General features: G+C 51.1%; 8 protein-coding genes and 1 pseudogene. 4 read left to right on the forward strand and 5 right to left on the reverse strand.

What is annotated here, in order from left to right; genetic code table 11:
- Positions 1–61 precede the first annotated feature (61 nt).
- Together IK012_RS10250 and IK012_RS10255 are read right to left on the reverse strand one after the other, a co-directional pair.
- Positions 62–1,093 carry a fibrobacter succinogenes major paralogous domain-containing protein gene (locus IK012_RS10250; RefSeq protein WP_290954016.1) on the reverse strand — a complete coding sequence of 344 codons (1,032 nt, stop codon included), beginning with the start codon at positions 1,091–1,093 and terminating at the stop codon, positions 62–64.
- A gap of 149 nt (positions 1,094–1,242) precedes the next feature.
- Positions 1,243–1,659, reverse strand: coding sequence for a type I restriction enzyme HsdR N-terminal domain-containing protein (locus IK012_RS10255; RefSeq protein ID WP_290954020.1), 417 nt, complete (start codon positions 1,657–1,659; stop codon positions 1,243–1,245).
- Between the two features lie 372 nt (positions 1,660–2,031).
- Here IK012_RS10255 and IK012_RS10260 point away from each other — a divergent pair, with 372 nt between their 5' ends.
- The 3 genes from IK012_RS10260 to IK012_RS10270 all read left to right on the forward strand — a co-directional run bounded on the left by IK012_RS10260 (position 2,032) and on the right by IK012_RS10270 (position 6,548).
- Entirely contained in the window at positions 2,032–3,333 is a 1,302-nt protein-coding gene (locus IK012_RS10260; protein WP_173383499.1) for a pyridoxal phosphate-dependent aminotransferase, read from the forward strand.
- A gap of 19 nt (positions 3,334–3,352) precedes the next feature.
- On the forward strand, positions 3,353–4,840 hold the full coding sequence (locus IK012_RS10265) for an RNA methyltransferase (protein ID WP_290954024.1): 1,488 nt from the start codon (positions 3,353–3,355) through the stop codon (positions 4,838–4,840).
- Between the two features lie 181 nt (positions 4,841–5,021).
- Entirely contained in the window at positions 5,022–6,548 is a 1,527-nt protein-coding gene (locus tag IK012_RS10270) for a glycosyl hydrolase family 5 (protein ID WP_290954027.1), read from the forward strand.
- A 139-nt stretch (positions 6,549–6,687) separates the two neighbouring features.
- Here the strand turns inward: IK012_RS10270 and IK012_RS10275 are convergent, their stop codons facing one another.
- The 3 genes from IK012_RS10275 to IK012_RS10285 all read right to left on the reverse strand — a co-directional run bounded on the left by IK012_RS10275 (position 6,688) and on the right by IK012_RS10285 (position 12,155).
- Complete coding sequence (locus IK012_RS10275; protein ID WP_290954029.1) at positions 6,688–7,872, reverse strand: nucleotidyltransferase family protein; 1,185 nt, start codon at positions 7,870–7,872, stop codon at positions 6,688–6,690.
- 3 nt (positions 7,873–7,875) lie between these two features.
- Entirely contained in the window at positions 7,876–8,022 is a 147-nt protein-coding gene (locus tag IK012_RS10280; RefSeq protein ID WP_290954032.1) for a hypothetical protein, read from the reverse strand.
- Positions 8,023–8,147: 125 nt separating this feature from the next.
- Positions 8,148–12,155, reverse strand: coding sequence for an InlB B-repeat-containing protein (locus IK012_RS10285; protein ID WP_290954035.1), 4,008 nt, complete (start codon positions 12,153–12,155; stop codon positions 8,148–8,150).
- Between the two features lie 94 nt (positions 12,156–12,249).
- On the opposite strand from IK012_RS10285, the pseudogene IK012_RS10290 reads away from it, so the two are divergent.
- A pseudogene (locus IK012_RS10290) lies at positions 12,250–12,374 on the forward strand (dihydroxy-acid dehydratase); the annotation flags it as partial.

Here is a 12,374-nt window from a genome sequence, read left to right on the forward strand (position 1 = left end):
ACACTTTACAAGAAACCCCGGTCGCAAAACCGGGGCTTCTTTTATACAATCCAAATAAAGGCTAGTGATTTTTCTTCCGGTTCTTCAGGCAGCGCACCGAATAAGCGTACTGCTTGTTCTTGCTATAGTCCCCGAGGAACGCATCGTTGTCGTAGTAGAGGTTCCAGTATGGAGCATGCGTCGGAGCTTTGCTCTCTTCGGCAACCCAGAAGTCCGCATCCTTGCCCATTTCCTTGAAATCGCCCTTCGCATTCTTGAAGCCGCCCGCCATCGCGCCAAAGCCGTAACGGTCCGTACCATCGGGCCATTCATCGCTATGCGTCCAGGAGAACTTCATCTTGAGGAGCGTACCGATCTTTTCCTTTTCATATTTGTTAGACTTCTTCATGAAATCGGTTAGCGCCTTCATCTCGGCACTAGTCGGCATGTGGTATCCGTCCGGACACACGCCTTGGTGTTCCCCACGCAATTTCGAAGCAGCAGACTCTCTTGCATAATTGGCCGGCAAAGCCATCGCCGCAGTCCAGGTGTAGAGCCTTCCGAACACGTTGCAGTTTTCGTTCTTGTTGTCGTAGCACCAGCTGCCTTCGGAACGGTAATTCAAGTTCTGTCCCATCCACACCTGGCCGCCGATAGTCACGAGCCTGTACAACTGACCATCGCGCTTGTCGCACAAGGAGCCTGCAGGTACATTTTCGCAATAAACGGGAGGAGGAGGTTCGACCGAAGAAGAGGAAACCACAATGACGGACGGCCTGTGCCTAGCCCTCAACGACGAGGAATATGTCGTGGCGACAGGTTCTTCGGCAACAAGCGTTCCGGCAGCGGAGGCCGTATCGGCAGGCGGTTCGACAACCGTATCTACAGGCGGTTTTTCCGTTTGTTCGGTTCGTTCGCGATAAACCATGGGAGTATCAACCGGAGTCGAGTCGACCTTTGTTTCCGGTTCGGCGGGCTGAACCTGTTCGCGTGGAATTTCCCGAACCCTTAGAGGCGCTTGCCTTTCAAAAGGTTCTTCCCTGTTGCACGCAAAAAGCATCCCGGCGACAGCCAGGAGCAACCCTTCAAATAATCTTCTCTTAACAATATTCACAGAAAAAAATATATGCAATTTTAGGGCGAAAATCACGCTTCAAGAAGAAAAAAGTTTGTAAAACGAAAGTTTTTTTTAAGTTTATTCGGAATATCCGGCCCCTTATTTGGAATATTCCTTCGCAATATGGCGATTTTAGAGCAAAATCGCTACATATAGGCCGGCAAGGAGCCGATTTTCTGAAAACGGCCCGATTCGGCATCCAGAGCGAAATAGGCAGTCGCATCTCCCAGAGCGAGCATCACGTACTTCGGCGAAAGTACCTGGAGGTACTTGTTGAGCTGCACCTGCAATGCGGGCCAGGTGTATTCTCCGGGAGCCTTGCATTCCACCAGGAGCCACGGCCTGTTGATTGCCGCCCCCTCGCGGAAATTGTGCACCAGAATGTCTACGCGGTCGTCCGTCTTCGGATCAACCGTCGCAAGCGCGAATTCCACAGCGATCAAGTGCGCCGGCACCTTAATCTCGTTCAGCAAGAACTGGATGGTCGCCTGGCGTACGCGCTCTTCGGGAGTGTCGGGGACATCCTTCTTGCGGATCGGGTCGTATATCATTTCGTGCGTCATGATGTTTAAGATAGAAAAATATCCCGCGCATCTTGTAAAAAAAAGAAGTGACGCCCCTTGACATTTTTAGACAGCAGAAAGTATATTTAACGGCATGAACAAAATCTTTGGACAGACCATCGCAGCATTTGCGATCGCAGCAAGCCCGGCAGCAGCCCGAGCTATTATGGGGCTGTCCAGAGAAACCAAAATCTGTAAAGCATAATGCGAAAAAACAGATTGAAAGTTTCAAGGGCAGCCCCGCAAGCGGCTGTTTTTTTTATTTACCCCAATTTTAACCATTAAACACAAGGATTAACGGAAATTCTAGAGCAATTATATGCTATAATTACACCGCAAAAAGAATTTTCGATACCTATACAGGAGCTTAAAATGCGCAGAAGACTATTGAGCGAAGGTGCCAAGGAACTCTCTTACGAAATCCGCGAGATCGTGAAGAAGGCAAACCAGCTCAAGGCACTCGGCCTCCCCATCCACTGGGAAAACATCGGCGACCCGATCGAAAAGAAGTGCCAGATTCCCGACTGGATCAAGGATATCGTCGTGGACCTCGCCAAGACGAACCGCAGCTACGGTTACTGCCCCTCCAAGGGCATGCTCGAGACCCGCGAATTTCTCGTGAAAGAGAACAACAAGCTCGGCGGCGCCCAGATCAACGTCGACGACATCCTGTTCTTCAACGGCCTCGGCGACGCCATCGCCACCATCTACGGCCTGCTCTCGATGAACACCCGCATTATCGGACCGGCCCCGGCCTACTCCACCCACAGTTCCGCCGAAGCGGCCCACGCCCACACGGCCCCGATTACTTACAGGCTCCAGCCCGAAAACCACTGGTACCCGGACCTCGAAGAACTCGAGAACAAGGTGAAGTACAACCCGAGCATCGCGGGCATCCTCATTCTGAACCCGGACAACCCGACCGGCATGGTCTACCCGCTCGAAATCCTCCAGAAAATCGTGGATATCGCTAAGCGCTACAACCTGTTCATCATCTGCGACGAAATCTACAACAAGATTACATACAATGGCGCTCACGCCTACGCGCTTGCCGAATACATCGGCGACGTTCCGGGCATCGCCCTCAAGGGTATTTCCAAGGAATACCCGTGGCCGGGCGCTCGTTGCGGCTGGGCCGAGTACTACAACCGCGACAAGGACGAACAGTTCGACGCCTTCTGCCGTGCCATCGACAACGCCAAGATGGTGGAAGTCTGCTCGACCACGCTCCCGCAGATGACGATTCCGCGCGTTTTGGGCGACAAGCGCTTTGCCGAACACCGCGCCGCGCTGAACGAAAAGATCGGCCGCCGCAGTGCCATCATCAACGAAATCCTTTCCGACATCCCGGAACTCTACTTCAACCCGACCTACGGTGCGTTCTACAACACCATCATCTTCCGCGAAGGCACGCTCAACAGCCACCAGAGTCTGAAGATTGACAACCCAATCATCAAGAAGAAGGTCGAGGAATGGTGCAGCAAGACCACGAACCTGGACTACCGCTTCGTGTACTACCTGCTGGGCGCGAAGGGCATCTGCGTGGTGCCGAGTACCAGCTTCTGCACCGACCTCAAGGGCTTCCGCGTGACGCTTTTGGAAGAGGACGAAGACGAACTGCGCAGCGTGTTCACCACGATCCACGACGCCATCGTGGAATACCTGCACAGCTAGCCCCAAGAAAGAGACCCAAATGGATGCGGCCCTTGAAAAACGCCTCAAGCGGCAGGTTATCGGGAAACCGCACCGTTTTTTGGCGGTTGTTCCGCTCGGCTTCGAACAAACTCTTGTCGAAGAGTTAAAAAGCGTAGGCATTGAAACCATCGCAGACGCCGCAGATGCGGCCGGTCAGTTCCGCATTGTCGGGGACGGCAAGGTGGAATTCACGGCGAAAATCGTCGAAGCCTGGAAAGCTGTCGCCTATAGCCGCATCGCGAACCGCGTGCTGATGCACATCGCCGACTTCAAGGCCGAAAACTTCCGCGATCTCGAGAAGAAGGCCGCCGAAATCCCGTGGGAACTGTACCTGCGCAAAACCGCAGTGCCATTGTCCCTGCGTCACACCGAAGCGCGAAGCGCAAGTGTGTCCACTCCTAGTAACTCGGAACTAGGAACTGGGAACTCACTATCCATCCATGTCACCTGCAAACATTCGCGCCTGTACCACAGCGACGCCATCGCCGAAAGGCTGTACAAGGTAATCGAAGAATCGTTTGACAGTTCCGCGCCCGCTGTCATCCCCGCCCCGAGTCATCCTGACGAAGGTCAGGATCGGCATCTCGCACCAGAACGTCATCCTGACGTAGGTCAGGATCGGCTTCTCGCACACCAGAACCTTTACGTCAATTTTCTCGACGACCGTTGCACCCTCTGGCTCGACCTCGCAGGCGAAGAACTCTACAAGCGCGGGCATGAGCGGCACGTCAACGACGCCCCGCTCAAAGAAACCATAGCCGCAGCGATGCTGTTCGAGGCATCTGCGCTCGTCGCCGCACCGATCACACTCTTCGACCCAATGGCAGGCAGCGGCACGTTCAGCCTCGAAGCCGCATACAAGGCAAACGGGCTCATTCCCGGCGCGTGCCGCGACTTCGCGCTAAAGCACCAGCCCGCCTTCAAGGAAGCGACGTGGAAGCACATTGTTTCCGCAATGGATTCACTTGCCCCTACGGGGCTGCGGAATGACAATCAAAATAAGCAAGCGTGTCCACTCGCAATTATCACCAGCGACATCTCGGAACGCGCCGTCGAAATCATCAAGTACAACGTACAAAGCGGCCCGCTCAAAGAAAAAGCGCCGGACTCAATAACCCCGAAGCTCAAGGACTTCTTCTGCTATACCGCCGAAGAAATCACCGGAGCATGCTCGGAAGGCACCTCCCCCGCAATGCTTTTGAATCCTCCCTACGGAAAAAGACTCGACTGCGATGCGCCTGCACTTTATGCGCAAATAGGACGCAAACTCACCGAACTCGTCCGCAGCCTCGACAATGCGGGCAAGCCGCTCACCGTCGCCATCCTTTCCCCGAAAGACGATTCTGGCAAAGCGGCGAAGTATACTTGCACTGCAAACTTGTTGCGCGAATGCCCTGCGCTCGATCCATCGAAAAATTCAAAAGCAAAGCGCATTGTCACAAGCCACGGCGGCCTCACTCTGAACGCATTTATAGCCACGCTCTAGCGCATTTTTTCGGGTAGAAAAGTTTCATTTTTCTTACCCAAATTAGTCGTGCTCTCTACAAGGAACGCCTAGAGAACACTTTGTATTGACATACGTCACCCTAACCTTTTTTTTACATCGCAATTTGTCCTTATGGATATATTTTATGGGCGGAGAATGTTTGGTTAAAAAACATGAGGTTATGATGAAATTTCCATTCTTTAAAGCATTGCTGCTTTCCAGCGCCTTGGTGATCGCCTGGAATTGCACAGGCGACGACATATTAAAACCGAATCCAGGTAACGATGCAAACGCATCAACACCCTGTTGGCTTTTCGTGAGCGACATGGATTACCTGATTACCGCGACAGAAACGGGCTATGTCGTCAGCACCATTACCGGAGTTCCCGTTGGGGCCTACGATCCGCAAACCGGAATTATTTACGATGTGAACGCAAATCCCATCGTCTCAGGCCTGGACTTGAGTATCCTGCCTATCGTAAATCTGAACTCCGATGGTACCGTCACAGACCTGAATGGCAATCCTATCGTTCCCACTCCCGTCATTCCGACATCCAGCGCCGTCATTGCCAGTTCCGCAACTATTCCCGTCGTCTCTTCCAGCAGCGTAGTGACTCCGGCATCTTCCGCCACAGTCCCGCAGCCCAAGAGCTCCGCCCAGGAAAAGAGTTCTTCCTCCGAAGCCAAGTCCTCTGCGACAGAACAACCGAAATCATCTTCCTCCGTGCAAACCGCCCAATGTGGCGACCAACAATGCTACGACGCCCCGTCGGCGAAATGCGTTGGCAAAAACAATGAGCAGACTGGTCCGAAGGGTGAAAAATACGCATACGACAACTCTTGTGCTTTGAAATGCTATTACGACCCCGACAACAAGGAATGCAAAAACCTCGGAGCCTCTACTAATCCCAAGAGCAGCTCCAGCGCCAAGTCCTCGAGCAGCGCGAAGTCCAGCTCTAGCGTACAGTCCAGTTCCTCTGGACAGTTGACCGGCGGATGCCCGAACATCAAAACGACCGGCGGTAAATCCGGCTCCGGCTGGGCCACCCGTTACTGGGACTGCTGCAAGCCCCATTGCTCCGGAGCGACAAACACTTCTTACCATTCCAAGCAGTGCACCAACAAGGGAAAAACCGAAAGTACTGACTGGGGTGCAGGAAGCGTCTGCAGCGGCGGAAACATGATGGCTTGCACAAGCCAGATTCCGTTCACCATTGACGGCTGTGACGAATACGGTTTCGCATTCGCCGCTGTTCCGGCTGCTGACGGTGGATCCTGCGGCAAGTGTTTCCAGCTCACATTTACCGGCGAAGGTCACTACAACTCTACGAACGCCAACACCAAAAAACTCAAGGGCAAGAAGCTCATCATTATGACGACAAACATCGGTGGTGACGTTCAACAGGGACAGTTCGATATCATGATCCCGGGCGGTGGCGTCGGCATGTTCAACGGCTGCTCTTCCATGGGCTGGGGAGCACAAGGCGCACAATACGGCGGCCTCCTCTCCGACTGCGAAACAGAAAGCAACTACAATGCGGGCACATATGCAAAATGCCTTACCGACAAGTGCAACAAGGCTTTCAGCAACGACGAACAAGCCAAGAAGGGTTGCATGTTCCTTGTCGATTGGATGCAGTCCGCAGGCAACCCCGAGCACAACTACGTGGAAGTGGAATGCCCCGAAGTGCTCAAGCAGAGATACTAATCAAAATAACCCATGTTAAAAGGCCTCGGCTCTGCCGAGGTCTTTTTTTATCGTCTCATCAAAGCCCCGCAGGAGCAAGCGTGTCCATGGATTCACTTGTCGTGCTTCGCACGACTGCGGAATGACGATGGGGTGTATACTAAAACAATTCGCGGATCGAGGCCTTGCGCAACTTGATGCGGTAGGGAATCGAACGGATGAAATTTTTCCAGTAGGAAACTTCTGACCAGATGACTTCGGACGGAGCGAAGGACTGGAAACGCAATGCACGGCAGCGCCGGAAGAACCACCTCGGGATAATCGAAAGCGACTCCCCCTTCTCGTAGTATCCGAAATTGCCGCCTCGGAGAATCTGCTCCAGCATCAGCTTGCCGCGGATGGCGTCCGGAGCGCAGAGCATGCGTTCCCGTTCAAGCCCGAACACATACCCGAGCACCCACATAAGTGCACCGCACATGCGGTAGAACCCGAACTTGCGGAGCTGGCGGGCAAATTCTTCTCGATCGGAAGCCGAAGCGTTCCGCAGCAAAACGAAGTAGTCGGCAACCTGCTTGAATCCTATACCACCGGCGACAAAATGGCGCTGGATATGCGAGAACTGCATAGCAAGCGCAAACTTAAGCGACGGGACGTAGAAACCCTCCGGCACGAGTTCCGTATGTGCGAGTTCTGCGAGAAGGTAGCGCTGCAGCCTCCTGTTCGTAAGCGGGTTCAAGTTGCCGGAAGAAGGCCTGAAATGCACCTCAATGCTGATTCCGTTCAACTTTTGCGCAAGATGCACATGGTGCCCGGAAACCGCAAGTTTTCTCTTCGCCATGGCGTAAAGTTCTTCGCGGGACTTGCCATGCGAAAAGAAAAAGGATTCCGTCGGCTCAGGAGCCATCATCCCGAGATCCTGCAGAAGCGTAACAACCGTCTCGCGCCCGCCATCAACCCAGATGTCGATGTCACCGCATTGCCTGATAAACGCATCTGGGTACAGCCTGGCATTGGCCGCCCCCTTCAGGATGGCAGTCCGCCTCCCCTGCTTCTGGAAAAGTTCCGTAAGATGCGCCGCCTCGGCATTTATCAGGCGGTTATGCCCGCGGATAGCCTCGGCTTCGCTCGCCCACTGGAGGGCGAGGTTCAACGGCGGGCGGCGGTCCTTCGGGAGCTTACAGACACCCGCATAGGCGATGCCCACAACGGAAAGCTTGGATGCCAGAGAATACAAAAGAGACCACTCTTTAGCGGTCTCTACTTTAAAATGTGTATAATCTTCCTCGGCCGCACCGAATGCGAGCCGAAGAAGAGCGAAAAGTCTTTCCTCCGAACCAGGAATCAAGGCTTAAGCCAGCGGGTCCTGTTCGTGCGGAGCGAGGCCAAACGGACCACAACCATCGCTATCAGGACAAGAGGTATCAAGCAGATTGTTCTGGGCGGCAAGATGCACGATTTTCATTTCCGGTTCATTGTATTCTTTTCTGTTTTCCATAAGTTCCTTCAATTAGTTGCGCTCGATAAATTCTACATCCATGCTTTCGCTCAACAGGTCTGCAGAATGATCCAGTTCAACAACCTTCATTTCCGGCGCTATGTATTCTCTTTTTTCGTTCATAATTAACGGACCATAACCTGTTTACCGTTAAAATAGTAAATTCCCTTGGTTGTTGGCTTGGCATTCAGCTTGCGGCCCTTCATATCGAACCAGCCGTTTATAGCCTTAATTTCGCCAGAAATGGGTTTTACTTTACTTATGACGGTCGTTTCTTCGACTTCTGCTTCAGTTTCGGCTTCAACTTCACGTTCAATAAAGTCAACTTCCATGGAATTGGAACCGGAGCCATTGCTGATAGAAGCCGTCTGTGCGGAAACATAAGCGGCCTTTGCCAACAAGCGGCGAGAGGACTGCTGAACCGAGGTCTGTTCTTCAGGCTGGGTATTGTAAAGGTAGCCGCGCAAAGGAACGATATAAGCTCCAGTACCAGCACGTTTAAACTTTCCAACCTTCTCTTGTTCAGGACTGTTATTCGCAACAAAGCCCCAAGCCTGCTTATTACCGGACGGCCAATCAATGCGAGAGTACACGCCTCTAAATTGCCATTTACCGCCATCCTTTTCACTGACCGGAACTGTAATATTATTCGTGTTCAAGATAACGCTATCGCCATCAGCGATGTTGATTATAAGCGTATCAGAGGTCGGCACAAAGATATACGGCGTATTGGCCTGGATTACTCCGCCAGCGACGTCATTGTAGAATACGGCCTTAGGAACGCTTTCATCTACATACGCAAATTCCTTGAAAGAACCGCCCGAAATCTTGGTCGTGTCAATCGAGAACGGAAGCATAATCGTAGAATTCTTCCCGACCGTGAACTTGCGGACAAATTCCACGTGGTTCACAGAAACATCCGAAGGAATCTCAACCGTTTCCGAAGAATTGGTATTGATTTGAGCGGTCTTCGATCCATCAGCGTTCTCGAAAACCTTGATGGCGCCAAATTCGCCGACCAGGAACGGATAGACCTTTTCCCACTTGGCGTAGAAATGAGCCTCGCCAGTAGAACCAGCAGCAATACCTGCCACCGGTTCTTCTGTGTCTTCACTTACGAACCAGCCCAAGAAATTGTATCCAGTCTTAGACGGGCTATTGAGATCAATATTTCCGTCTTCAACCGTGTACGTTTCCGGATTCTCCGTTTCGAAAGTCGCACCTTCGATATTGTGATAAACAATCGGGTACGCTTCGGGAGTCCACTTGGCATAGAAAGTCTTGTCACCGGTGGAGCCCAGCGGGACTTCCGTCACGGCATCGCCTTCGAAGTCGGGATTATCGTACCAGCCAGCAAAGGTGTAACCAGCACGAGGGGCGCAAGTCCTAAGTAGAGCAGCCTTTTCAGATGTATATGTTTTGTCACCATAAGCATTATCCGTTCCAACATAGGTAATTGTATAAACCTTAAGCTGTTTTCCATACAAAGTAATATTTCCATACGATTTCTTCACAATCTGCGTTACCTGCGTTTGGAAATCAGGTTCTTTAAACCATCCAGCGAAACTATAGCCTTCGGGCGCTTGCGCAAACCTTATACCCTTCTGGTCATTATACGTATATGTCGTCGGATTCGTCGGATCATTCACGCAGCCATCACATTCGTAAGTAATCGTGTAAGTCGCCAAGCTCCACGACGGGTACAGCGTAACAGGAGCCACAACCGTATATTCTTCACCAAGTTCATAACCCTTTGCTCCACCCATAGTTGTCGACCAACCATTCTGTTCGTAGCCCGCACGGCGGAAAATGCCCGCAGATTCGAGAGTGATGGTGGTTCCATGTTCCACAAACTGGTCCGAAATGGAACCGTAGGAATTATTGTCGGCCAAATACATGATCCTGTACGTTTTCTTGGACCACTTGCCATAGAAGGTCTTGTCACCTGTCGTTCCCGGAATCACCTGAGTTGCCTTGTTAGTGAAAGCAGCATCATAGAACCAACCTTCAAACTCATAGCCTTCGATATCAGCCGGAGCCTTCAAGGCAAAAGATGTATCGATGGTATAAGAACCGGGATTGTCGCCCGTATCCGTACCCTCATTCATTACATAACTGATATTGAAGCGCTGGAGAGTCCACTTAGCATATAGAATGATACTCTGGGTTATTTGAGAAGTAAATTCGTATTCATTTACGCCATTCGAATCAGTAAACCATCCGGCAAATACATAACCATCATTCGCAATCGGGTCCGTCGGAGCCGAAACCGTATCGCCAGCACCTACGCGAACATAATCCACAGTTGTCCTACCATGTTGATTGGCATTGTAGGTCACCGTATAGGTTTCCACATCAGTCCACACGGCATGCAAGACGAGTTCGTCAGATGCAGTCACAGTATCCAGAGAAACCGAATCACTTTCATGAGCTCCTGCAGTCAGCGCCCAACCGGTAAAGTAGGACCACGTTTCGCATTCATCTTCCGATCCCGATACATAATTTTTGCAGCGGGATGACGGCAAGGTTCCAAGCCCCTCGACAGTAATCGTTTCTCCGCTAGTAACCTGCTTTGTTTTTACACTATCGTTAGATTCCGGGAAAACACCGGGAGCCACATTGAAGGTCACCGTATAAACCGGAGTCCAAACAGCAAAGACCGTGTCACTCTTAGAAACCGTACCAAGATCAGCAGCCGGTACAGCCGCATCACGGGTCTTAGCCCAACCAGCAAAACTGTAATTTTCACGAGACGGATTTTCTATTTCATCGGCGGTGATTGCCATTCCGCCATCAAGGAATTTATTCTTGTCCGCTTTTCCATTGGCAAAAGCACCTCCGTTCGCATCAAAGACAATCTTGTAACCATCTGCACCATACCCATTGAGCGAAAGGGACGTTTCACCAACAGACCACGGCTCCGTCTTGCAGGCGCCAGTTGTTGTATCTATTCCATTCAACGCGCAAGCAATGGAATCCTCGTTGATTTCACTCGTATTTACAGTGGTGTCATTCACCGTACAATCTTTACAAGTTTTTCCAACACCAGAAACAGCGTTGCCCTGATAAGTAAGCCCTTCACCCTCATAATAACTGTCAGTTGCAGTCATCGTTCCGGACCAAACGTTTCCGGTAATTCCGCCAACAGAACCTTCCGAACCTGTATTCATGAGTCCAGGACCAGCATAAACACAAGAGGTAACAGTCACTTCCGTCTTTGTGATACCGATAATGCCTCCGACATACGCCTTGCTTCCGCTCGTCTGGATTTCGACAAGGCTCATGCAATTGGATATAGTACCCTTTTTAGCATTACCCACAATGCCACCGACGCCCTGGCTTTTGCCCGTCGTCTTGATGGTTCCCGAAGTAATGCAGTTATCAACGACATTGGTTCCTTTATCGGACATCCAGCCGACAACAGCTCCGACCGAAATCTGGTTGTCCTGATTAGTAATAATGGTACCGGCATTCGTCGTGGCCTGGATATCCACATTTTCAAGGACCAGATTTAAGACTTTTCCATCACCCAGCACTCCGACAAAACCAAGATTCTGGGCGTACTCTTTATTGATGGCAGAAAGTTCATCTCCATTTACGTAAAGATTCTTGATTATATGGTTCTGACCGTCAAATATCTTTGAATAATATTTATCGCCCTTTCCGGCTGCTAGCGGAATCCAAAGATGTCCACCCAAATCCAGGTCGGCAGTCAGCTTCGCATTACCTTTATTATAGTTCGCTCCATACCAGGCCAACTTTGCTTCCGTATCAATGATATAGTAGCCACCTTCCATAGACGGTTGAACTTTCGAGGTTCCGTCCCATGCGGCAAAAGCCTGTCCAACACCAGCCAGACAGAGCAGGAGTATTCCGAGCAGATTTCTCGAAGACGTGGTTTTAAAGAGAGAACTAAACATAACACACCTCTTTTTTTGCAAAAATATGAACTTTTCGCAAATTATACCAAAAACATAACAAGAATAACAGATATGCAGCCTAAAATCGTGACTTTTGTCACCCATAGAGGCAAAAAAAGCGCCTAAGTCGTTGTCAAACATGTGATTTTGCGCAAATTTATCAAAAATGCGCCATTTTTCCCCCATATCCCAATTAGACAGCGCACAATCCACAGACAAGCCAAATCGCTCCCTTTTTTTCTACATTGTGTGAAAATTTTGGCGCACTGGACCGCCAGTGCAGCCGCACACAAAAAAGAGGATAAAAATGCCGAAACTTCGTTCGCTCAAGACTATGGAAGGCCGTGAAATGGCCGGTGCACGCGCCCTTTGGCACGCAACAGGAACCAAGGTGGAAGACTTTGGTAAGCCGGTGATTTGCGTGGTGAACAG

Source organism: Fibrobacter sp. (genome assembly GCF_017551775.1).
In the GTDB taxonomy this organism is placed as follows: domain Bacteria; phylum Fibrobacterota; class Fibrobacteria; order Fibrobacterales; family Fibrobacteraceae; genus Fibrobacter.

What these genes read in the sequence shown, in the direction of transcription:
- IK012_RS10255 (WP_290954020.1), bottom strand. Translation starts at nt 1,659, where the DNA reads ATGACGCACGAAATGATATACGACCCGATCCGCAAGAAGGATGTCCCC.
- IK012_RS10260 (WP_173383499.1), top strand. Translation starts at nt 2,032, where the DNA reads ATGCGCAGAAGACTATTGAGCGAAGGTGCCAAGGAACTCTCTTACGAA.
- IK012_RS10265 (WP_290954024.1), top strand. Translation starts at nt 3,353, where the DNA reads ATGGATGCGGCCCTTGAAAAACGCCTCAAGCGGCAGGTTATCGGGAAA.
- IK012_RS10270 (WP_290954027.1), top strand. Translation starts at nt 5,022, where the DNA reads ATGATGAAATTTCCATTCTTTAAAGCATTGCTGCTTTCCAGCGCCTTG.
- IK012_RS10280 (WP_290954032.1), bottom strand. Translation starts at nt 8,022, where the DNA reads ATGGAAAACAGAAAAGAATACAATGAACCGGAAATGAAAATCGTGCAT.